19 protein-coding genes and 1 pseudogene are annotated in these 20,861 nt (G+C 68.8%); 12 read left to right on the forward strand and 8 right to left on the reverse strand.

Translation table 11 applies throughout. The features are described from left to right. Positions 1-492: 492 nt before the first annotated feature. Both ACZ52C_RS38380 and ACZ52C_RS38385 read left to right on the forward strand, forming a co-directional pair. Positions 493-708, forward strand: a complete 216-nt coding sequence (locus ACZ52C_RS38380) for a hypothetical protein (protein ID WP_469079175.1) — start codon at positions 493-495, stop codon at positions 706-708. A 342-nt stretch (positions 709-1,050) separates the two neighbouring features. Next, a complete protein-coding gene (locus tag ACZ52C_RS38385) occupies positions 1,051-1,269 on the forward strand; it encodes a hypothetical protein (RefSeq protein WP_469079176.1) in 219 nt (72 codons plus the stop codon). 178 nt (positions 1,270-1,447) lie between these two features. Here the strand turns inward: ACZ52C_RS38385 and ACZ52C_RS38390 are convergent, their stop codons facing one another. Further along, positions 1,448-1,684 (reverse strand): ribbon-helix-helix domain-containing protein, encoded by a 237-nt coding sequence (locus ACZ52C_RS38390; protein ID WP_469079177.1) that lies wholly within the window; start codon positions 1,682-1,684, stop codon positions 1,448-1,450. A 571-nt stretch (positions 1,685-2,255) separates the two neighbouring features. Here ACZ52C_RS38390 and ACZ52C_RS38395 point away from each other — a divergent pair. After that, a pseudogene (locus ACZ52C_RS38395) lies at positions 2,256-3,256 on the forward strand (tyrosine-type recombinase/integrase); the annotation flags it as partial. A gap of 264 nt (positions 3,257-3,520) precedes the next feature. Here the strand turns inward: ACZ52C_RS38395 and ACZ52C_RS38400 are convergent. Then, on the reverse strand, positions 3,521-3,754 hold the full coding sequence (locus tag ACZ52C_RS38400; protein ID WP_469079178.1) for a YozE family protein: 234 nt from the start codon (positions 3,752-3,754) through the stop codon (positions 3,521-3,523). Positions 3,755-4,306: 552 nt separating this feature from the next. On the opposite strand from ACZ52C_RS38400, the gene ACZ52C_RS38405 reads away from it, so the two are divergent. Then, a complete protein-coding gene (locus ACZ52C_RS38405; protein WP_469079179.1) occupies positions 4,307-4,840 on the forward strand; it encodes a hypothetical protein in 534 nt (177 codons plus the stop codon). A 1,056-nt stretch (positions 4,841-5,896) separates the two neighbouring features. Here the strand turns inward: ACZ52C_RS38405 and ACZ52C_RS38410 are convergent. Together ACZ52C_RS38410 and ACZ52C_RS38415 are read right to left on the reverse strand one after the other, a co-directional pair. Further along, a complete protein-coding gene (locus ACZ52C_RS38410; RefSeq protein WP_469079180.1) occupies positions 5,897-6,448 on the reverse strand; it encodes a GNAT family N-acetyltransferase in 552 nt (183 codons plus the stop codon). Further along, positions 6,445-7,218, reverse strand: coding sequence for a GntR family transcriptional regulator (locus tag ACZ52C_RS38415; RefSeq protein WP_469079181.1), 774 nt, complete (start codon positions 7,216-7,218; stop codon positions 6,445-6,447). Before ACZ52C_RS38415 ends, ACZ52C_RS38410 begins: the two co-directional genes overlap by 4 nt. A gap of 275 nt (positions 7,219-7,493) precedes the next feature. Here ACZ52C_RS38415 and ACZ52C_RS38420 point away from each other — a divergent pair, with 275 nt between their 5' ends. From ACZ52C_RS38420 to ACZ52C_RS38440, 5 genes are all read left to right on the forward strand, one after another. Next, a complete protein-coding gene (locus ACZ52C_RS38420; RefSeq protein WP_469079182.1) occupies positions 7,494-8,618 on the forward strand; it encodes a sigma factor-like helix-turn-helix DNA-binding protein in 1,125 nt (374 codons plus the stop codon). Beyond that, positions 8,615-9,313: an HNH endonuclease gene (locus ACZ52C_RS38425; protein ID WP_469079183.1), complete on the forward strand. Its 699-nt coding sequence runs from the start codon at positions 8,615-8,617 to the stop codon at positions 9,311-9,313. Before ACZ52C_RS38420 ends, ACZ52C_RS38425 begins: the two co-directional genes overlap by 4 nt. A 38-nt stretch (positions 9,314-9,351) precedes the next feature. Beyond that, positions 9,352-11,037 (forward strand): ATP-binding protein, encoded by a 1,686-nt coding sequence (locus ACZ52C_RS38430; RefSeq protein ID WP_469079184.1) that lies wholly within the window; start codon positions 9,352-9,354, stop codon positions 11,035-11,037. Between the two features lie 250 nt (positions 11,038-11,287). Beyond that, a complete protein-coding gene (locus ACZ52C_RS38435) occupies positions 11,288-11,527 on the forward strand; it encodes a helix-turn-helix transcriptional regulator (RefSeq protein ID WP_469079185.1) in 240 nt (79 codons plus the stop codon). A gap of 586 nt (positions 11,528-12,113) precedes the next feature. Beyond that, the gene (locus ACZ52C_RS38440) at positions 12,114-13,349 is read left to right on the forward strand and encodes a tyrosine-type recombinase/integrase (RefSeq protein ID WP_469079186.1); all 1,236 of its coding nucleotides are present in this window, start codon (positions 12,114-12,116) and stop codon (positions 13,347-13,349) included. 78 nt (positions 13,350-13,427) lie between these two features. Here ACZ52C_RS38440 and ACZ52C_RS38445 read toward each other — a convergent pair whose 3' ends face one another. Further along, positions 13,428-14,189 (reverse strand): phosphoglyceromutase, encoded by a 762-nt coding sequence (locus ACZ52C_RS38445; protein WP_469079187.1) that lies wholly within the window; start codon positions 14,187-14,189, stop codon positions 13,428-13,430. A gap of 175 nt (positions 14,190-14,364) precedes the next feature. Between ACZ52C_RS38445 and ACZ52C_RS38450 the strand changes: the two genes are divergently transcribed. Beyond that, positions 14,365-15,894, forward strand: a complete 1,530-nt coding sequence (locus tag ACZ52C_RS38450; RefSeq protein WP_469079188.1) for an MDR family MFS transporter — start codon at positions 14,365-14,367, stop codon at positions 15,892-15,894. A 242-nt stretch (positions 15,895-16,136) separates the two neighbouring features. Here ACZ52C_RS38450 and ACZ52C_RS38455 read toward each other — a convergent pair whose 3' ends face one another. After that, the gene (locus ACZ52C_RS38455) at positions 16,137-16,613 is read right to left on the reverse strand and encodes a DUF2000 family protein (RefSeq protein WP_469079189.1); all 477 of its coding nucleotides are present in this window, start codon (positions 16,611-16,613) and stop codon (positions 16,137-16,139) included. A 49-nt stretch (positions 16,614-16,662) separates the two neighbouring features. Between ACZ52C_RS38455 and ACZ52C_RS38460 the strand changes: the two genes are divergently transcribed. Continuing rightward, positions 16,663-17,607 (forward strand): helix-turn-helix transcriptional regulator, encoded by a 945-nt coding sequence (locus ACZ52C_RS38460; RefSeq protein ID WP_469079190.1) that lies wholly within the window; start codon positions 16,663-16,665, stop codon positions 17,605-17,607. Here ACZ52C_RS38460 and ACZ52C_RS38465 read toward each other — a convergent pair. Further along, positions 17,552-18,067, reverse strand: coding sequence for a type III secretion system chaperone family protein (locus ACZ52C_RS38465; protein WP_086798311.1), 516 nt, complete (start codon positions 18,065-18,067; stop codon positions 17,552-17,554). The genes ACZ52C_RS38460 and ACZ52C_RS38465 overlap by 56 nt on opposite strands. Before the next feature lie 38 nt (positions 18,068-18,105). After that, positions 18,106-19,446 (reverse strand): D-inositol-3-phosphate glycosyltransferase, encoded by a 1,341-nt coding sequence (gene mshA, locus ACZ52C_RS38470; RefSeq protein ID WP_469079191.1) that lies wholly within the window; start codon positions 19,444-19,446, stop codon positions 18,106-18,108. A 252-nt stretch (positions 19,447-19,698) separates the two neighbouring features. On the opposite strand from mshA, the gene ACZ52C_RS38475 reads away from it, so the two are divergent. Beyond that, positions 19,699-20,592, forward strand: coding sequence for a class I SAM-dependent methyltransferase (locus ACZ52C_RS38475; RefSeq protein WP_469079192.1), 894 nt, complete (start codon positions 19,699-19,701; stop codon positions 20,590-20,592). Positions 20,593-20,861: the final 269 nt, after the last annotated feature.

Raw genomic sequence — 20,861 nt, forward strand, 5'->3', positions numbered from 1 at the left:
CCTCCGTGCGGTGAAGATTCGACACCTCCACCACACACGGAGGCCTTCGCCACGATCAAATCCGACCGACGTTAACAACGCTCGTGATCAATACACCTAGGCCCTCTCCAACCGCGTCTGTCAACTGGCCGTCGCCCGTCCGGTTCTCGGCCCGCTTGGCCTGCGCTGCAGCCTTTTGCTCCCATGCCGACACGAATCGTCCCCTCCGCTGTTTGCCTGTCGGTCCTGCTCTCCCCACCGACACGACCGACACACCTGCCGGGGGCGGCGATTCCCCAGAGACCCGACACCACAGCGGTTTACAAGAGCGGTCAATCAGCAGCACCAGATAAACTCATGACCTGGTCTTTCCTCCGCGCGACCTCGGCATCGAGCGACATCTTGGCCAGAAGATGGCCACGACCGAACGTCTCCAGCTTCAAGCGGCAGCCGAGCGGGAACAGTTCTAGGTGCCGTCTCTCACAGTGGGGGACGCTCGGGGAGTGAGGTCTGATGCCGCAACAGGTCAGGGATTCGATTTCAATCTGCATCCAAGGGGCCCTCGCCCTGCTGCTGCTGGGGGTCATCGCCCTGCTGCTGTGGGTCATGATTGACGTTGTTGACTGGGAATGGTTGACGCGCTCGCGGGGGTCCGGCGGGTCCGGCGATACCCTCGATCCCGGTCAGTATCTCCCTGTCCAGCCGAACATGCCGGCCGCACGCCCGTAGACGGGTGCATAGGACTCCGTTTCAGTACGGCGTCTCAGACCGCACCTCGCACGAGACCAAGTAGGTAGCTGACCAGCACGTACATGGACGAAGGAACGGCATGACGTGCCTTCCTGGCCAGAGGTTGGCCACAGGCCATCACCGCAGCGAAGACACCCGGTATCATGGCCCCACCTCGTCTCTCCCTGATGGAGGCTCCGTTGACACGGATGCTCTTTGCGCACCTATCGCCACCCGGCTGATAGCGGGCTCCCAAGCCCGACGGCGCACGACTAATTGGCACCACTCACCCCGGTGAGGCGTGCCCGCATTTAGTCGTTGAGCGGACAAGTTAATGGAGGAATGGTGTCGACCAATTCGACCCATCAGGTATGCAATCACCCGGCACGGGACGTCACGATCGTCGTCCTCGGCTCTGCTGTGGTTGCCCTCATTGCCGTCATCACCGTGACGGCCTTCGGCGCTAGCCCTCTGGTAGCCGTCGCCAGTAGCGGCAGTGCGTTCACCGCTTCGTTCGGCGCCGGCATCGGCGTCTTGGCCTATCTCAAGCGCACCCCGTAGGACACGACATCGGGCGCGCCTCGCCGGAATCGCCCCTCTTCGCAGAACCACGACTGGTAACGCGTCCTGCTGCTGGTCGAGTTGAGCAACGGAAACTACGAGGTGCCCGGTCCATCGGACCAGGCACCTCGTAGTGAGACGGAAACTCGAGACGGGTGGACGATTGTAAAGGGGCTGATCAGATGATGTGCAGCCTCTCCGGTGCGCCATCCGGTTGACGCAGCAGTAGATCCGCCCCACCTCGTGTCTGCGCGTCGAGGTATGCGTAGATCTGTACTGCTCGATTGATGACATCGGCTTTTGAGAGACCAGTGCTCTCGGTCAACTCGGCAATGGCTTCCACAGTGGGCGGCACGAGCGTCACCGAGTAGCGCTCGTTTGCCGACTTTCGAGGCTTGCTCGCGGACTCGGGCATGCGCTTCCTCCTGCTGTGCTGGCGCACGCATCGTATCTGCACCAGGTTGGTGCGTCCATGCACCGCGACTGCTGGAGTCACCAACGTTGAGGTTGGGCGCGCGTTCCCAGCCTCGGCTGCCGTAGCCGCATCACCTACGGCGTGAACAACACTTCTGCCCAAGTACGGCTCTCCCCCGCCTGAGTCACCACGTGTGTCATGGGAGCAGTCGGAGTTTTTGCGTCCTCTGTGCACCTGAGGGTCCGAGTAGCAGCACAAGCAGCCAGCAGCAAACCCGCTGAAAGCAGCTACTTATGAGTAATCAAAGCAATGCGTACGTCCCGAGTGACGACCAGCCGACTGCTGCGGCCCATGTCACCTTCAGGACCACTCCGGAAGGCCCTTCGATTGCCATGGGGGTGCCAGCGGAGGAATCCGGAATGTTGGTGAGGGTTCTTGCCGTCGCCACTGGCGTCGGAGGGTCAGCTCTTGGCCCCTATCTCATGGCGCGCGCATTGCACCTGGTGGAAGCAGGTGTGCCGTGGCAGTTCGAAGTGAGCCTGATCATCCTGGCCACATTGCTGCCACTTACGCGTCCCGGACGTCCTTTCAAGAGTTCGCGGAGGAGTGGCTTGCGAGCCAGAGCGGAGACCCGAACACCCGAGCGTCGATGCAGTCACAACTCAGGCTGCACGCCTTTCCTCGTATCGGGTCACGTCCGCTCGGGTCGTTCCAGCCGAGTCACATCCGCGAGTTCGTGACGCAACTCGAAGCCTCCGGCATGTCCGGCGCGTACGCCCGTGTGATCTTCTCCAACGTCCGCGCCGTTCTCAGCGCGCCGTCGAGGATGGCTACCTTCGCCGGAACCCCTGCAACTCCCGCACGGTGACGCTCCCCGAGATGGGCCTGCGCCGCGTCGTCCCGTGGCAGCCGGAACGCGTCTTTGCCGTGCGGGCTGCCATGGTCGAGCGCTTCCGCACCATGGTCGACATGGGCGCTGGCTGCGGCCTGCGACAGGGCGAGATCCTCGGCCTGTGTGTCGATGAGCTGGACTTCGACACCAACACCTTGCACGTGGTGCAGCAGCTCAAGCTGAGTCTGAGTAAGCCCGTGTTCGCGCCACCGAAGGGCGGCAAGCTTCGTGATGTGCCTCTGCCCGATCCCGTGGCGGAGGCTCTGAAGGAGCACATCGAGCGCTTCCCGCCCGTCAAGGTCACGCTGCCGTGGATGCGGGCGAACGGCCAGCCCGTGACGAAGCGCCTGATCTTCAGTGGGCCCAAGGGCGGGCACGTCTGGCGTACGTCGCTGAACGAGGACCACTGGAAGCCCGCCCTCGCGAAGGTCGGCGTCATCCCGAAGGCCAAGAGCCGCGAGCACGCCGCCGCCCGCGAGCACGGTATGCACGCCCTGCGCCACTTCTACGCGTCCGTCCTCCTGGACGCCGGCGAGAGCATCAAGGCCGTCAGCGAGTACCTCGGGCACTCCGACCCGGGGCTGACTCTGAAGGTGTACGCGCACCTCATGCCGAGTAGCCGGGACCGCGCTCGGAAGGCTCTCGGCATGGCGCTCCGGCCGCCCGAGCCGGGAGACTGAGGGCCCACAGTGGGCCCAGGCCGTGAAAACGCCCCCGATCCGCGCCATAAGCGCAGGTCGGGGGCATGATCACAAACTCTACTTCTTCTTGCCCTGGGTCTGGGGGGCCCGCTTTCCGGCCCAGGTCAGAGGGGTGGGAACCCCAACTGACCTGGGGTCGAGCGGTCGTTGGTGGTCGTTGTCTGTCGTTGCCTGTTGACCTCGGAGGTTCCAGACAGGTTCCGGGCCCTGGCGCGCTCATGTGTACGCCAGACGACAGACCACTCAGGTACCTGTCTGAGCGGCCCGGTATGCCTCGTACTGAGTCCAGGCACGTTCGAGCGTCTCGATAGCCGCGTCGATGGCGCCGCGCTCTTCGAGGTAGTCGAGTTGGCCCTGCCGTCCCTTGTGTGAGGGCCAGTCGGGGTCAGTGGAGACGTCCCGCGCGAGATCCCCAACGGCATTGCGTTGATCGGCGTGGGTCTTCAACCATGCGGTGAAGCTCTTCGGCTTGGGCATGTCAGCATCCTTCCGCCGCCGGTGTCCAGGCTAACCCCGGGGGCCTGGCCGGCTTGTCGCTTGTCGCTTGTCTTGTCGCTTGTCGGCTTGCAGGTCAGAGCCTGTGCTGGGCTACTCAGCAGCGCGGTCCCGTCTTGTCACGACAAGCGACAAGACAAGCGACAAGGGCATCAGCGGTACCGGCGCCGACGACGGAAGGGCAAGAAGGAGCGGCCTCCGGCCGCGCGTCTTTAAGGCGCCCACCCACGTCCGTCGCGCGCCATGTCGGCGAACTACCGCCAGAGCATCGCATCGAGACACCTCACCCCCGCCCTAACGGCCGTCTGACACCTGACACCGTTACGGCCCTCTGACACCCAAACCCCTAGGACTTGTCCGGCCGATCATGTCCTGAGCCAGATGACAAGGGCTGCCGCGGTGGCCGTGCCAGGGCAAAGTCCATCGCCGGATGATCCGCAAGACGTCGCGCGACTGGGCGCCCCTCTATGCAGAATGCATCGTGGAGCGTGCGTGGATACAATTCGAGGAGGGCGGCGCTAAGGAGGCGGCGCAATGTCGATCACATGGCTACTGATCCTGCTCCCGGTCTTGGCTGTGATTTTCGTGATCGTATTTGCCGTCGTGGGGGCTGGACTTGAGAATAGCCAGATCAGCTGCACGGTAGCGATAGCCGCACTCGTGAGCGGGTTGGCGCTCCTTGTTGACATCATCCTCCTACTCGTTCTGGGATTCCGATCGGACGCCCAGCTCACCGGGCTGATCGCAGTCTCCGGAGTGCTTGCTGGTGGGTTCGCCTGGGCATTCAAAAATATTCGAGAGACGCTCTTTCAGCGAGCTCAGGTTCTTATCTTGGAGTACCTCAGCGAAGAGCCATTGAGGCGCAGCGAAATTAGAGCCCGGATATGTGGGGACGGCTATCTATTCCGCCTCAATAGGTCCATCTATGTTGATGCCATATCGTCGCTCTCGAACAGTGGCAGAGTCAAGATTGAGAATGGGAAGTACGTGATAGTAGATCCCGAGCCGCCACAAGAGGGGGGCGCAGGTCGGTGGACACGTTGGGGCGACGGACCTACCCCGCCGTGATCCCCTCAAATAGTCAGGCTGTGCAAGGTCCACAGGCTGATTGAACGCCGGGTGAAGGTGGTGCAGAAAGGGAGGGCCCGGCCCGCTCGCACGGCGCCGCAGCCCTCGACATCTGGTTCCGGACATGATCGGCCGGACAAGTCCTAGGCAAACGCGGGTGTCACCCGTTCTAACACCCGCCTGACACCTGACGCTGACATCCTCTGACACCCGGCCTGACACCTTGCCCTGTACGCGTCCGAGGACGGCAGTCCAGGGCAGGGGACCCCCGCCGCCTCCGCCTGGAATGCCGTCCTCAAGCCTTCCAAGGGGCAGACGGCATACGAGGCCGGGCCCCGTCGGGCCTTACCGCTCCGGGAGGCTTCTGGAGGCTTTTCAGCGGGGCACGACGGCCGCTTCCACCGCGCCGCTCCCCGCCTGAAAAGCCGTCCCTACTCCCCTACTAGAGAGTTGGGGGAGAACAGTGTCCGCAGCGTCCGCCGGTTCTCTCTTGCCGCCTCTGACCTGCACTGTTCCTGTGGACGCTAAACAGAATGTGGAGCGTCCGCCAGTGTCCGCAGCGTCCGGCCACCCCCCGCTACTAAGAGCCGGTTTTCGCAGGTCAGGGCGTGCTCTTAGGAAGCGGCAGGTACGGACGCTGTGGACACTGGGCGCCTGTGGGGCCTGACGCGTCAGGCGGGTGTCAGAGGCGTCTGACGGCCCTCGCGCGCACGTACAACCCGCGCGTTGGGCCGGTCACTGTGTCAGACGCGTCTGACGCGTCAGACCGGTGTCAGCCCTGAGACGGTCCGACGAGAAGAGACCACCTCTTCGCCGCCGGAGTGGCCTCTTCGTCCGCGCCCGCGCCAAGTCGGACGGTCACTCTGGTACGAGCAAGAGGAGCACCACGGGCAAGGTGTGCTCCTCTTGCTTGTGCGGCGCCTGAGCCCTCGGGAGCTCCCGCCCACCGGCCAGCGTCACACTTCGCGCGCGACGGAGCCCGGCAGGAACGGCGGTCATCGCGCGCGAGCGCAGCGTGCTGCCAAAGGTTGCGCGGCCGTAGGCCGCACCTTCTTCTCATCGCACTGCGGGCGTCTCGTCCACGAACCCGTGGTCGGCTGGGTGCGTGGCTCGTTGAGCGAGCCATCCCGAGACGCGCGGCCCGCCGTTCACGGCGACGCCCTCTCGGGCGGTGCGCACATGTTCAAAGCCCTGCCGGAGGTAGTAGCGCTGTAGGGCCTCATTCGTCGTCCAGGCATCGAGCCGCAACCACTTCACCGAAGCCCGGAATGCCCTGTCCCCCGCCCAGTCGAGCAGGCGGCCGCCGAGGTTCTGACCGGCATGCGTTCGGGCAACCGTCAGCTTGTTGACGAACAGCGAAGGCTCGCTCAACTCCCGCTCGCTCCACAATCCCTCTTCCGCCTCCGGCGTGAGCGTGATGGTGGCTGCGGTCACCTCTCCGTCCCGCACCATGAAGACGGTCCCCGATTCGATCGTCCCCAAGAGGCGGTCAGCCGGGTAGGGGCGGCTCCACTGGTCGGATCCGAGTTTGCTGAGCCACCCGGCCGCCTCCTGCCGGAAGGCAAGCAGCTTGGGCAAGTCCTCCGGCTGAGCAAGGGTGATCTTCACTGAGGCTCGTTCTCGCTTCTGGCGGACAGGTCGCCGATCTCGTAGTTCATCCGGTTCAGATCACCTCTGAAGGTGGTGACCGTGCATCGGATGGGCCGCTCCGAGGAGTAGCCCGTCCGGGTCCACAGCAGCACCGGTACCCCTGCCCCGATCTCCAGCAAACGGGCTTCATCGGGCGTTGGCATGCGTGTTGCAATCTCGTCGTGGAAACCGACCTGCTCGATCCCGAGCCCTGCCATGTAGCGGGTCGTTCCTTCGGCGATGTCACCGGGTTCGGTGAGGCGCGGAGCCGCCGAGATGAGCCATTCCGGGTAGTGCGTGGCCTGAGTCGACCACGGCACGTCATCCACGAAGCGGTGGCAGAAACGAAGTACCGAGGTGGAGCCCTTCTCGACTTTCAGCCGGGCAGCGACGTAGTCCGGCGTCGGAGTCATCTCGACTCGGAAGGTCTGATGCGGCCGGCGCCCCGCGTTCGTGACGTCTGTGTTGTAGGCGTCGCCGTTCTGGGGGAAGGTCAAGTTCTCAAAGCGGGAGGCGTTCAGCTCGAACACTTCGTGCTTCCGTACCTCGTACCCCAGCCCCTGGCTTGACGAGATCAGGCCCTCACTGGCCAGCAGTTTCAGCCCAGCCCGCACGGTGTTCCTGGATGCGTCGAAACGCGTCTGCAGGTCGCTCTCCGATGGCAGGCGGGCCCCCGGTGGGTACACGCTGCCCACGATGTCGCGGCGCAGGGCATCGGCCACCTGGTGGTACTTCGGCTGCTTTCCCATGTCCCCATCATGACGCACTCGGTCAACTTGTTGGTACATGCAGTCCTCAACCCCTTGACGTCTCACGCTCCGTCGGTGCAGCATCACTACATCAGCTTGTACCAACAAGTTGAGCAGGTGGACCAACACGCCTAGGTGTGCCCACCTGTGCCCATAGGTAAGCCCCGGCAGCACAGGGCTTACCGGGGCTCCGTAACAGGGAGCGGCCACCTACCGCCAAGCAGTCAGCCGCTCCCCGACCCAAAAGGGGTTCATCCATCATGCCTGGAATCGCGATGGAACGTGAGGCTGTGCAGGGCGTACGTCAGGGCAATGGTCCTGGTGGGCGTCGTCTGCGGCAGGGGGAGGACATTCCCCTGACGGCTGAGCAGTCGCAGCGTCTGAGCGCTCTCTGCGAGAAGTACGGCAGCTACCTGGTCAGGTACGCGAAGCGCAAGCTGGTCTGCTACGGCTTCAGCGCGGCGGCTGAGACGCTGGCGGAGGACATCGCACAGTGCACCTGGATCGAGGTGGCCCGGACGGGTGCGAAGGACCTGTTGGCCCCTGAGCCGCTGAGCGAGAGCGACACGCGGGCCTTCCTGAGCGTGCGGGTGCAGAACCGGCTCGGCAAGTACTTCAAGCGGTCGTCGTCGTACGAGCGGCCGATGGACTTCAGCGACCCCATCACCTCATACGTCCTGGCCCCGCTGGTGGAAGAGCAGCAGGAAGTTCCGCTCGCTGAGCCGTCCGAGGCGCTGCTGCGGCTGCTGGCCGACCTGCCCGACCGGGAGCGTGAGGCGCTGCTGCTGCGTCTGGACGGCTGCTCCAAGGTGGTCGCGGCTGAGCGTCTGGGGTGCACCCTGAACACGGCCGACCGGCTCGCCGAAACGGCGTTGCTGCGGATCCAGTTGTGCCACCCCGAGATGGCGCGCGAGCCGGTCGCGCCGGAGTCTCTTCCGGCCTGGCAGCAAAAGGCGCTGGCCACGCTGGACGAGATCCGGCGGGAGGCGCTGCTTCGCATCGAAGACCTGCCGCGTCAGGTGCTGTTGCTGCACCTGGTCGAGGGTCTGGACAGCCACCAGGTCGCGGCCCGGCTCGGGGCCGAGCGGACCGTCATCATGAGCACGTACACGTGCGCCACCTCGCTCAAGACGGCCGGGCAGGTCACCATGCGTGGCACCTTCCGTGAGAAGGGGGCCGCCGCCCGTTCCCTGGCCGAGACGCTGCGCCGTGAGGTGGAGGTGCTGAAGCCGGGCGAGCGGGTACCGGCGGAACGGGCTCTTGCCGCCCGCTTCCAGTGCTCCGTGAAGACGGTCCGCGCGGCCATGAACATCCTGCGCGCCGAAGGGCTGGTCACCATGATCCGCCCGTACGGCCTGTTCCGTGCGACGGCCGCCCGTGACCTGGCGGTTGCGGCGTGAGCCACCGCCCTCCGCATCTGAATTCGCACCGGCGGCGAGCCCGTAAGCAGAGGCTCGCCGCCCGCGACGGACAGCAGTGCTACTACTGCCGTCGCCCGTTCCGGGAGCTCCGGGAAGCCACCGCCGACCACATCGTCCCGGTGAGTCTGTGGCGTACCTGGGCGGTGTCGGCGCTCGTGCTGGCCTGCCGGTCGTGCAACGACGCGAAGGCCAACCGGCTCCCGCTCTCGCTCGCGCTGCTGCTGTGCGCGACGTTCCCGTCGACGGGCGTCAACAACGCTTCGACGCCCGTCGACGGCACGTCTCTCACCAGCGTGACGACCCGCGTCACACCCACCGTCACGCCGGACGGCACGCCCTCGATCGACGCGGGTTCGACGCCCGTCAACCGGCCCGTCGACGTCTCGACTGTTCACGTCGACGGTCCCGCGTTCACGGCCGCTCATGACGTGTTCACGGCGCCGTTCACGCTCGATGTCTGGCGGCTGCTGGCCCGACTCGCACATGCCCACCAGCCGACGTTCGCGGCCGTGTGGTCGCCCGACCCGACCGCCCGACGGTCTACCCCTGACCGGCGTGAATCGACCTGCCACGGCCGCCGTGAACAGCGTCCGTCGGCCCGACCGAACTGCCTGCACGCGCCCCGACCAGCGCGGACGTGCGCGGGCCCGACCGGAGAGGCGGTGGCCGCGTGAACGCGGTGAACACCCCCGTGAACGGATCGAGTCGACTCGTGAACGGAACAGCCCGACCGGTGAACACGGTGAACGCGGCCGTGAACACCGATCCGCACACCGACCCCGCACGGGTCGACCGCACGCCCGCACGTGCGGATTCCGGGCCCGCCCGTGCGGACCGCACGCCCACACGGGCAGGTCGCAAGCCCGCACGGGCCCCGCACTCCGACGGAGACGACAAGCCCCCGCCCGCCGCCGCGCGGATCGTGGCCATGGCGCGCGAGCAGTACCGGTTCGTCATGTCCACCGACGGCCGCCCCTACGCGGTCGCCCTGGACGGGCCGAACATCGCTCTGCCGCTGCGGGGCCGGGCCGGTGTGCGTCAGCGGCTGGCCCGGCAGTTCGCGGATGCCTACCCCGGAGAGGTCGCCTCACAGTCCGCCCTCGCGGACGCCATGACCGTGCTGGAAGGCATCGCGGAGGACACCGACCCGGTAGTGGTGAATCTGCGGGTGGGCCGGGACCCCGCCGGCGCCATCGTGGTCGACCTCGGCAGCGCTGACGGCCGCGCGGTCCTGGTGACCGGTGTCGGCTGGAACGTGGTCGACCGGGCCCCGGTGCTCTTCCGCCGATCCGGCGCCATGGCCCCCATGCCGCCGCCGGTGCTGGACGGTGACGGGCTGGCGAAGCTGCACGCGCTGCTGAACATGGACGAGTCCGCGTTCCGTCAGCTCGTGGGCTGGCTGGTCGCGGCCTGGATTCCGGACATCCCCCACCCGGCGCTGGTGTGCAAGGGCGAGCAGGGCACCGGCAAGTCCAAGGCCGCGCAGATGTTCATCAACCTGGTCGACCCCTCACCGGCCGCCAAACGCAGCCAGCCACGGGACGAAAAGGCGTGGTCGCGGCAGGCGTTCAGCTCATGGGCGCTCTGCCTGGACAACATCAGCACCATCCCGCCGTGGCTCTCGGACACCCTGTGCAAGGCCGTGACCGGGGACGGGGTGGTCGACCGGGCCCTGTACACCGACGACGACGTGGTGGTCCTCACCTTCAAGCGGGTGCTGGCCATGACCACCATCGACGCGGGAGCTCTCGCCGGGGACCTCGCCGAACGGGTGCTGTTGCTCGACTTGCAGCTCATCGACTCCACCCGGCGCCGCTCGGAGGAGGAGTTGGACGCCACCTTTGAGGCGGTCCGCCCGGCCGTGCTCGGGGCCCTGTTCGACGTGCTGGCGTGCGCGCTCGCCGTGCTTCCCAGCGTGCGGCTGGAGTCCATGCCGCGCATGGCCGACTTCGCCCGCGTCCTCGCGGCCGTCGACCAGACCCAGGGCTGGAACACCTTGGGCGACTACCTGGCCACGTCGGCGAACGTCGCCACGGACGCGATGGAGGGCGACCAGTTCGCCATGGCCATTGCCGCCCTGGTCGACCAGGCGGGCACCTGGCAGGGCACGGCCGCCCAGTTGCTTGAAGTCCTCCCCGCCCCGCTCGTACGGCCGCCGAACTGGCCCAAGGACGCCACCCGCGCAAGCGGCAGGGTCAAGCGCCTCGCCCCGCTGCTGCGGTCTATCGGGATCACCGTGGACGACACGCAACGTAGCCGCGACCGGCACCGACACCGACTCCTCACCCTCTCCCGCGCACCCGACGAAGAGGAGTCAGCGTCCGCACCCGAACAAGCCTCCCTCTGGCCGGAGGTCGCCCCGCCGGGGCACGGCAGAACCCCACCCGACCAGCACTGACGTAACCGGAACGCCCCCGGGCCGGGCCGCACACCAGCGGCCCGGACACGTCGAAGCTGCGGACGCTACGGCCGTCCAACATCCACAGCGTCCGCCCTAGCGTCCACACCCCTCACCCTCAATGGCCTGCACGAATAAGGGCGTGCGGACGCTAGGGCGCTGCGGACGCTGCGATACACCAACTCTCTAGGACGGCCGCCCGGCACCACTCCCACGCACCGCACCCCGGACACGAGGAGTCACCACCACCATGGCCACCGACCAGCCGACCGACCCGCGCGCCACCCTGCGCGGCGGTCTCCCCGACCGCTACCTGACCCCCGAAGACCTGGTCACCATGTTCAGCCTCCCGAGCGTCGAGACGGTCTACCAGTGGCGCCGCAAGCGCATCGGACCGCCCGGCTTCCGCGTCGGCCGCTACCTCCGCTTCAACCCCGCCGCCGTACAGGCATGGGAGGCCGAACGGACCGCCCTCGGCGACGCGGCCTGAGCCATCCGGCCGGCGGGGAGGCACCGCCCGCCGGGCCGGGGAGGCGGGGAGAACTCCCCCACCGCCTCCCCGGCCCACATCCTCCGCAGTGACCAGCGCAAAGACCCGTTCGGGGAGGCGGGGAGGCACCGCCGGAACCCTCCCGAAAACCCCCTCCGGAAGCCCCTCCGAGCCCCTGTCTCCGCCTCCCCGCCAAGCCCCGACGGACACCGCGACCGGCAGGGAGGAACACCCGCCCGGCCAAGGGAGGCAGGGAGAACTCCCTGACCACCTCCCTGACCCGCCTCCCTCTGCCTGACCAGCGCGGACACCCCATCAGGGAGCCAGGGAGGCGAACCCCCGACACCCCCGAAAACCCCCTCTGGAAGCCACCCGACACCCCCTGTCTCAGCCTCCCTGAGACCCCGCCGGAGGCTGCTACCGGTAGCACCCCCACCCGCTACCGGTAGCAACCCCGCTAGCAACCCAAACCCCCACTGATCAGGCCCCTAGCAAGCAGCGGGCCCGACCCAGCACACCCCAAACCGGCCGGACGGACCCCACCGGGCCCCGCCGCGCCCTGCTACCGAGAAGGGAGTCAGCCCACATGGCTGGCCACATCTTCGATCGCTGGATCAAGACCACCACCGACACCGACGGCAAGGCCGTCCGCATCAAGACCGACCGTTACGGCACGGGGATGCGCTACCAAGCGCGCTACCTCACGCCTGACGGCAAGCGAAAGAACAAGTCGTTCCCCGACGGACAGAAGCGCATCGCCGAGCAGTGGCTGAGCGCCATGCAAGCGGACGTGGCCCGTGGCGACTTCATCGACCCGAACGCGTCCCGTACGACGTTCCAGGAGTTTGCGGAGAAGTGGCTCGCGAGCCAGAGCGGCGACCCCAACACCCGTGCGTCGATGGAGTCTCAGCTCAAGCTGCACGCCTTCCCTCGCATCGGATCGCGTCAGCTTGGGTCGTTCCAGCCGAGCCACATCCGCGAGTTCGTGACACAGCTCGAAGAGACCGGCATGTCCGGCTCGTACGCCCGCGTCATCTTCTCCAACGTCCGCGCCGTACTCTCCGCCGCCGTAGAGGACGGATGCCTCCGCCGGAACCCCTGCCACTCGCACACGGTGACCCCGCCGGCCATCGGTGCGCGCCGCGTCGTCCCCTGGGAGCCTGAGCGCGTCTTCGCCATGCGCGCCGCCATGGTCGACCGCTTCCGACCGATGGTCGATGTGGGCGCCGGATGCGGCCTGCGGCAAGGGGAGATCCTCGGGCTGTCCGTCGATGACATCGACTTCGACAGCGGCACCGTGCACGTGGTGCAGCAACTCAAGCTGAGCCTGAGCAAGGCCGTGTTCGCTCCCCCGAAGGGCGGCAAGCTCCGTGACGTTCCGCTGCCCGATCCCGTGGCGGAGGCTCTGCGGGAGCACATCGAGCGGTTTCCGCCCGTGGAGATCAAGCTGCCGTGGATGCGAGCGAACGGCCAGCCTGTGACGCGACGGCTCATCTTCACGGGCCCCAACGGTGGGCACGTCTGGCGTACGTCGCTGAACGAAGACCACTGGAAGCCCGCTCTGGCCAAGGCGGGCGTCATCCCGAAGGCCAAGAGCCGCGAGCACGCCGCCGCCCGCGAGCACGGCATGCACGCGCTGCGGCACTTCTACGCGTCCGTGCTCCTGGACGCTGGAGAGAGCATCAAGGCCCTCGCGGAGTACCTCGGTCACTCGGACCCAGGACTGACGCTGAAGGTGTACGCACACCTCATGCCGAGCAGTCGGGAGCGGGCCCGGAAGGCTCTCGGGCAGGCTCTCCGGCCTCAAGGTCACGAGGGCTGAGGTTCCAGGGAGGTTCCAGACCATGAAAATGCCCCTGAGCCGCGCTGTATGCGCAGCTCAGGGGCATGATCACAAACTCTACTTCTTCTTGCCCTGGTTCTTGACCGCCTCGATTGCGGCTGCCGCCGCCTCGGGGTCGAGGTAGGTGCCGCCGGGGGTGAGGGGCTTGAAGTCGGCGTCGAGTTCGTACGCGAGGGGGATGCCGGTCGGGATGTTGAGGCCCGCGATGTCGGCGTCCGAGATGCCGTCGAGGTGCTTGACGAGGGCGCGGAGGGAGTTGCCGTGGGCGGCGACGAGGACCGTGCGGCCGGCCAGGAGGTCGGGGACGATGCCGTCGTACCAGTACGGCAGCATGCGCGTGACGACGTCCTTCAGGCACTCCGTGCGGGGGCGCAGCTCCGGCGGGATCGTCGCGTAGCGCGCGTCGGCCGCCTGGGAGAACTCCGAGTCGTCCGCGAGCGGAGGCGGCGGGGTGTCGTACGAGCGGCGCCACAGCATGAACTGCTCCTCGCCGAACTCGGCGAGGGTCTGGGCCTTGTCCTTGCCCTGGAGGGCGCCGTAGTGGCGCTCGTTCAGGCGCCAGCTGCGGTGGACCGGGATCCAGTGGCGGTCGGCGGATTCCAGGGCCAGCTGCGCGGTGCGGATGGCGCGTCGCTGGAGGGAGGTGTGCAGCACGTCCGGGAGCAGGCCGGCGTCCTTCAGCAGCTCACCGCCGCGCGTCGCCTCCTTCTCGCCCTTCGGAGTGAGGTTGACGTCCACCCAGCCGGTGAACAGGTTCTTCTCGTTCCACTCGCTCTCGCCGTGGCGGAGGAGGATCAGCTTGTACGGTGCGTCGGCCATGGCCCCGAGCGTAATCGACGGCCGAGAACCGTCCTATGCCCGGCCGACAGGCGGACACCCCCCTGCTCCCCGCCCATGACAGTTGACGGGGGTTGCTAATTGGGTGGCTCGGGCGTCTCCCGCGTTCGTAAGTTGTGTTCACCGCTTTAGCCGCTTACGCCCGTGGGGGAGCTCCATGCCACTCGTCGCTGCCAGACGTGCCGTCCGGGAAACGGTGTCGGGGCTGCCCCGCGAGTTCTGGTGGCTGTGGACCAGCACGCTGGTGAACCGGCTCGGCGCCTTCGTCGCCACCTTCATGGCGCTGTACCTGACGCTGGACCGCGGGTACTCCGCCTCGTACGCCGGACTCGTCGCCTCGTTGCACGGGCTCGGCGGAGTCGTCTCGTCGCTCGGCGGCGGGGTCATGGCCGACCGGCTCGGGCGGCGGCCCACGCTGCTCGTCGCGCAGGTCTCGACGGCCTTCTCGGTCGCGCTGCTCGGCTTCGTGCGCGATCCCGTCGCGATTGCCGCGGTCGCCTTCCTCGTCGGCGCCGCCAGCAACGCGTCCCGTCCCGCCGTGCAGGCGATGATGGCGGACATCGTCCGGCCGGAGGACCGCGTCCGCGCGTTCTCCCTCAACTACTGGGCCATCAACCTCGGTTTCGCCGTCTCCTCCATGGCCGCCGGGTTCGTCGCCGAGGTCAGTTATCGCGCCGGCTTCCTCCTGGAGGCCGGGATGACGCTGACCTGCGCGATCCTCGTCTTCCTGAAGCTGCCGGAGTCCCGGCCGGAGAGCGGGACGGCGCTGGGGAAGGACGGCGGCGCCTCGGACGCGGTCGGGCTGGGGACGGTGGTCCGCGACGGGCGGTTCATGGGGGTCGTCGGGCTGTCCTTCCTCGTCGCGCTGATCTTCCAGCAGGGGTCCGTGGGGCTGCCGGTCGCGATGGGCACGGCGGGCTTCACGCCGGCGGACTACGGTCTCGCCATCGCCGTCAACGGGGTGTTGATCGTCGCCCTGCAGATCCCGGTCACCCGGTTCATCGAGCACCGGGACCCGGGGCGGCTCCTGGTGGTCTCGTCCGTGCTCGCCGGGTACGGCTTCGGCCTCACCGCCTTCGCCGGGTCGATCGGGGTGTTCGCCCTCACCGTCTGCGTCTGGACCCTCGCCGAGATCGTCAACGCGCCGACCCAGACCGGGCTCGTCGTCCGCCTCTCGCCCGCCCAGGGGCGTGGCCGCTATCAGGGCATGTACACGATGTCGTGGTCCGTCGCCGCGCTGGTCGCTCCGCTGATGTCCGGCGTCGTCATCGACCGGTGGGGCGCGGAGTGGCTGTGGGGGTTGTGCGCGGTGATCGGGACCGTGGCGGGGGTGGGGTACTGGGCGCTTATGCGGCGGATGACGGATACGGATTCGGTGGAGGGGGCCGCCGCGATGCCGGAGGAGGCGGTCGTCGCAGCGGCGGGCCAGGCGGTCGTCCCGACGGCGGAGCAGGCGGTTGTCGCCGCGCCGGCCGAGGGCGCTGTGGCCATGCCCTCGCAGGTGGCCGCCGCCGTGCCGGAGGAGGTGCCCGCCACCGTGCCCGGGCAGGTGACTGCCGCCGTGCCGAGCGAGGGTGCCGTCGCCGTGTCGGCCGAGGATGCCGTCGCAGTGCCGGCCGGCGCGGCCATCGCCGCACCGGCCGGGGGTGCTGCCGCCGTGCCGGTGGAGAAGTCGGCCTCCGCCTAGGGCGAGCCGCCGGTTCGGTCCGGGCGTCGGGGAACGGCCTCGGCGCCGATGCCCGCGATCGCCGCCACCTCACGGGCTCTCCCTGACGGCCTCGGCGACCCGGCCTCGGCGACCCAGCCTCGGCAACAGGACTCGCTGCACGGCCTCGTCGATACGACCGGCCGTACGATCCCAGCCCGTACGACCCCGGCCGTACGATCCCAGCCCGTACGCCCCCCTGGCCGTACGCCCCCGGCCGCGTCTCACGGGTGCATCCGCGCCCCTTTCACCACCTTGTCCACTCCGTTGCGCGGGCCGTAGACCGCCAAGCCCACCAGGTCCAGCTCCCCCGTCGTGACGGACCGTACGGCTGTGCGGTTGTCGCGGTCGTTGCCGGTGCCGAAGAGGTCGGACGTGAAGAGCGCGCGCGGGAGGGCGCGGGACAGCGCGCGCGTGTGCGCCGCCTTCAGGACCTCCTTCGTGGCCTCGAAGACGAGGACCGGCTGCCGGAACATCGGCAGATAGCCCACCCCGTCGGCGTCCTCGTACGGCTCGCCGATCACCTCGGGGACCGTCTGACCGAGTCCGCTGACCAGGAACGACGTGACGTTGAGGCGTTGCCAGGTGGCGAGGTCGTCGCGGAGGAGGACGGCGATCTTGGTGTCGAAGCGGATGGGAGGCGTACCCACGGAGGGCACGGTGGTCGCGCCGGGGGCCTCGTCGAGCGTGTCGCTGTTCATGGGATGAGACTGCCGATCGCCGGACGATCCCGTCTTGTACGTTCTTTGCATGGGTTCCCAGCGGTCCGGTTCCCCCCAGCGGTCCGGTTCCCCGCGGCGTGACGTCACCGCCTGGCGGCCGCGTGTGCCCGGCGTCGTCGAGGTCTTCCACGCGCACTACACGGAGTACGCGTACCCGATGCATGTGCACGACGTGTGGACGCTGCTGATCGTGGACGACGGGGCCGTGCGGTACGAGTTGGACCGGCACGAGCACGGGACGCCGCACGACACGGTGTCGTTGCTGCCGCCGTTCGTGCCGCACAACGGGGCACCGGTGACAGAGCGGGGATTCCGCAAGCGGGTGCTGTACCTGGACCCGGACGGGCCCCTCGCCGCGCTCGACGCGAGCCTCGTGGGGGCCGCGGTGGACGGTCCTGACCTGCGGGATCCCGTACTGCGGCGGCGGGTGGGGCAGTTGCACGCGGCGCTCGCCCGGCCGGGCGACGAGTTGGAGGCGGAGAGCCGGCTCGCGCTCGTCGGGGAACGGTTGCGGTGGCATCTGCGGCCGACGGCCGCACCGGAGACCACGTCAGGTGCCGGGGCAGGGACAGGGACAGGGACCGGGACCGGGTCAGCGGCTGGGGCAGGGGCTCGGGCGGGGGCCGCTCCCGGCGCTCGTTCCGTCGCCCATCGGCTCCGTGAACTCCTCGACGAGCGGGTCGCGGACGGGATCACGCTGGAGGAGGCCGCGGGGACGGTCCAGGCCCACCCCGCGCATCTCGTACGGGCGTTCGGTGCGGCCTTCGGGATCGCGCCGCACCAGTACCTGATGTCCCGGCGGGTGGAGCGGGCCAGGCGGCTGCTGCTGGAGGGCATGCGGCCGGGCGAGGCGGCGGCCGAGGCCGGGTTCTACGACCAGGCGCATCTGACGCGGCACTTCAGACGGTGGGTGGGGGTCACCCCTGGCCGCTATCGGAACGGTCGGCCGCCACGTCCCGCGTCAGATGGCTGAAGGCGTCCAGGTTGCGGGTCGGTTCGCCGCGTGAGACGCGCCAGGCGTACTCCTTGCGGATCGCGGAGGCGAAGCCCAGTTCCAGGAGGGTGTTGAAGGCGCCGTCGGCCGCCTCCAGCACCTGGCCGAGGAGGCCGTCGATGCCCTCGGGGGTGACGGCCGAGAGCGGCAAGCGGGCGGTGACGTAGATGTCGCCGAGCGGGTCGACGGCGTAACTGACGCCGTACAGCTTGAGGTTGCGCTCCAGGAGCCAGCGGTGGACGCCGGCCTCGTTCTCGTCGGGGTGGCGGATCACGAAGGCGTTGAGGGAGAGGGAGTGCCGGCCGACGATGAGGGAGACGGTCGTCGAGAGTTTGCGGGTGCCGGGGAGCTTCACGACGTAGGAGCCGGGTCCGGGGCTCTCCCACTCCAGCTCGGCCTCGGTGAGGACCTGCTCGATGATCGACGCTTCGTCAGCCATGGGGCGAGCGTACCCGCCGGTACGGACAGGCCGGTCGCTCACCCGTAGTGGGCGCGCACCCGGTGGCGGCGGTGGTCCTGCAAGGCCGCCGTGTACACGTCCGCCGTGGCGGCCGCCGACGTGTCCCAGCCGAAGGACTCGGCGTGGCGGGCGGCGGCCGCGCCCATACGGGCGGGCAGGTCGGGGGCGTCGGCGAAATCGCGCAGCACGCGCGCGTACGCGACGGGATCGTGGCCCTGGACCAGGAAGCCCGTCTCCGTGTCCCGCACGGCGACGGGCAGGCCGCCGACCGACGCCGCCAGCACCGGCGTACCGGCCGCCTGCGCCTCGATGGCCACCAGCCCGAAGGACTCGCTGTACGACGGCATGACCAGCACGGACGCCGCCCGGAACCAGTCCGCGAGCTGTTCCTGCCCGACGGGCGGCCGGAACCGTACGACATCGGCGATGCCGAGCCGCGCGGCCAGCTTCTGCAGGCCCTCCGGCTTGGCGAGCCCGCTGCCGCTCGGCCCGCCGACCACCGGCACGACGATCCGCGACCGCAGCTCGGGGCGCTCGGTGAGGAGGACGGCGACGGCGCGCAGGAGCACGTCGGGCGCCTTCAGGGGCTGGATACGGCCCGCGAAGAGGGGGATCAGGGCGTCCTGCGGAAGACCGAGGCGGGCCCGCGCCGCCGCGCGGCCGTCGGCGGGACGGAACCGGTCGAGGTTGACGCCCGGGTGGACGACGGCGACCTTGGCCGGGTCGGCCTCGTAGTGGCGTACGAGTTCGCCGGCCTCCTCCGCCGTGTTGGCTATGAGGCGGTCGGCGGCGCGGACGATCTGGGTCTCGCCGATGACACGGGCGGCGGGCTCGGGGGTGTCGTCGACGGCGAGCGCGGCGTTCTTGACCTTGGCCATCGTGTGCATGGCGTGCACCAGGGGGACGCCCCAGCGTTCGGCGGCGAGCCAGCCGACGTGGCCGGAGAGCCAGTAGTGCGAGTGGACCAGGTCGTAGTGGCCGGGGCGGTGGCCCGCCCAGGCCTGCATCACGCCGTGCGTGAAGGCGCACAGCTGGGCCGGGAGTTCCTCCTTGGCCAGCCCTTCGTACGGGCCCGCGTCGACGTGCCGGACCAGGACGCCGGGCGCCAGCTCGACCTTGGGGGGCAGGGCGCCGGTCGTGGCCCGGGTGAAGATCTCGACCTCGATGCCCTGGGCGGCCAGCCGCTGCGCCAGCTCCACGATGTAGACGTTCATCCCGCCCGCGTCGCCCGTGCCGGGCTGGTGCAGCGGTGACGTGTGGACCGAGAGCATGGCGACCCGGCGCGGCTTGCGGTGCAGCCGAAGCCGCCCCGCTCCGGCCGGGGAGCGTCGCCCGAGCCTGCTGACGTAGTGGCTCACGTGGCGGTTCCTCCTCGCTCCAGGCATGCCGTTGGGAGGGCGTGGGGTCCCTCTCGGGAGGGGGAACACCGGAGGAGGCTGTTCCATTTCCCCTTTGCACAATTATTACCGAGCTTCGCTCAACCGTTCGAGCACGTGGGGAGTGGGAGTGGGTGCCGCGCCCTGGATCGGGATGAGGTGTGTGCCGCGCCCTGGGATCGGATGAGGCGGGGGCGGGGGCACGGTCCCGAGCGGCGGACTTACGCTCGCCCCATGGCAAGACCAGTCGGAACCGTGACGCGCGGCACCACCAACCCCAACCGGCTGCGCCGCATGGACCGCTGGATCGCGGCGACCCACGGTGCCGCACTCCGCCGCGCCGCCACCCCTCTCGCCGTCGACCTCGGCTACGGCGCCGCCCCCTGGACCGCCGTCGAACTCCTCCACCGCCTCCGCACGGCAGCACCCCGCACGCAGGTCGTCGGCGTCGAGATCGACCCGGCCCGGGTCACCGCGGCGGAGCCCTACGCATGCGAGGGCCTGACCTTCCGGCACGGCGGCTTCGAGGTACCGGTACCGGGCCGGCCCACCCTCATCCGGGCCGCGAACGTGCTCCGCCAGTACGACGAGGACGAGGTCGCCGCCGTCTGGGCCCGCCTGTGCGCCCGCCTCGAACCGGCCGTACCGTCCCCTCCCGGCAGGGCCCACCCCACCACGGGCCCCCACCCCACCACGGGTCCCCACTCCCCCACGGGTCCCCACTCCCCCACGGCCCCGTACCCCTCCGGAGGTCTGCTCGTCGAGGGCACCTGCGACGAGATCGGCCGTCGGCACGTCTGGGTCGCCCTCGGCCCGGAGGGACCCCGTACGGTCACCTTCGCCACCCGGCTCGGCTCCCTGGACCGCCCCTCCGACCTCGCCGAACGCCTGCCGAAGGCCCTCATCCACCGCAACGTCCCCGGCGAACCGGTCCACGCCTTCCTCCGCGACTTCGACCACGCCTGGGCGGCGGCGGCACCGTACGCCTCGTACGGCGCGCGGCAGCGCTGGATCCGCACGATCCGCGCGCTGAGCGCGGACTGGCCGGTGCGGGACGGGGTGTCGCGCTGGCGCCAGGGCGAAGTCACGGTGGCCTGGGAGGCGTTGGCCCCGCGATTCGGTGGCTGACGTGCGGCCGCAGGCAGTTGGGCAGTTCGGTGGGCGGGCGCGGGCCGATGAAGGCCGTTCGGTGGGCGGGCGCGGTCGATGAAGGCCGTTCAACGGCCCGCCGCCGTCGTGCGCGCCGCGCGAACCGTGATTACACAGAGCGATAGTTTCGTGACGCACGGGAACGATCCCCTCGGACCGTTCGTCAGACAGGCGGGGACGATGTCACGCAGGTGGGAGCAGGGGAGGAGGGAAGTGGCGGTGGGAAGAAGTGAGTTCTTGCCCACCTC

The sequence above is a fragment of the Streptomyces sp. NPDC034049 genome, assembly GCF_055575575.1.

What these genes read in the sequence shown, in the direction of transcription:
- ACZ52C_RS38380 (WP_469079175.1), top strand. Translation starts at nt 493, where the DNA reads ATGCCGCAACAGGTCAGGGATTCGATTTCAATCTGCATCCAAGGGGCC.
- ACZ52C_RS38385 (WP_469079176.1), top strand. Translation starts at nt 1,051, where the DNA reads ATGGTGTCGACCAATTCGACCCATCAGGTATGCAATCACCCGGCACGG.
- ACZ52C_RS38390 (WP_469079177.1), bottom strand. Translation starts at nt 1,684, where the DNA reads ATGCCCGAGTCCGCGAGCAAGCCTCGAAAGTCGGCAAACGAGCGCTAC.
- ACZ52C_RS38400 (WP_469079178.1), bottom strand. Translation starts at nt 3,754, where the DNA reads ATGCCCAAGCCGAAGAGCTTCACCGCATGGTTGAAGACCCACGCCGAT.
- ACZ52C_RS38405 (WP_469079179.1), top strand. Translation starts at nt 4,307, where the DNA reads ATGTCGATCACATGGCTACTGATCCTGCTCCCGGTCTTGGCTGTGATT.
- ACZ52C_RS38415 (WP_469079181.1), bottom strand. Translation starts at nt 7,218, where the DNA reads ATGGGAAAGCAGCCGAAGTACCACCAGGTGGCCGATGCCCTGCGCCGC.
- ACZ52C_RS38420 (WP_469079182.1), top strand. Translation starts at nt 7,494, where the DNA reads ATGGAACGTGAGGCTGTGCAGGGCGTACGTCAGGGCAATGGTCCTGGT.
- ACZ52C_RS38435 (WP_469079185.1), top strand. Translation starts at nt 11,288, where the DNA reads ATGGCCACCGACCAGCCGACCGACCCGCGCGCCACCCTGCGCGGCGGT.
- ACZ52C_RS38440 (WP_469079186.1), top strand. Translation starts at nt 12,114, where the DNA reads ATGGCTGGCCACATCTTCGATCGCTGGATCAAGACCACCACCGACACC.
- ACZ52C_RS38445 (WP_469079187.1), bottom strand. Translation starts at nt 14,189, where the DNA reads ATGGCCGACGCACCGTACAAGCTGATCCTCCTCCGCCACGGCGAGAGC.
- ACZ52C_RS38450 (WP_469079188.1), top strand. Translation starts at nt 14,365, where the DNA reads ATGCCACTCGTCGCTGCCAGACGTGCCGTCCGGGAAACGGTGTCGGGG.
- ACZ52C_RS38455 (WP_469079189.1), bottom strand. Translation starts at nt 16,613, where the DNA reads ATGAACAGCGACACGCTCGACGAGGCCCCCGGCGCGACCACCGTGCCC.
- ACZ52C_RS38460 (WP_469079190.1), top strand. Translation starts at nt 16,663, where the DNA reads ATGGGTTCCCAGCGGTCCGGTTCCCCCCAGCGGTCCGGTTCCCCGCGG.
- ACZ52C_RS38465 (WP_086798311.1), bottom strand. Translation starts at nt 18,067, where the DNA reads ATGGCTGACGAAGCGTCGATCATCGAGCAGGTCCTCACCGAGGCCGAG.
- ACZ52C_RS38475 (WP_469079192.1), top strand. Translation starts at nt 19,699, where the DNA reads ATGGCAAGACCAGTCGGAACCGTGACGCGCGGCACCACCAACCCCAAC.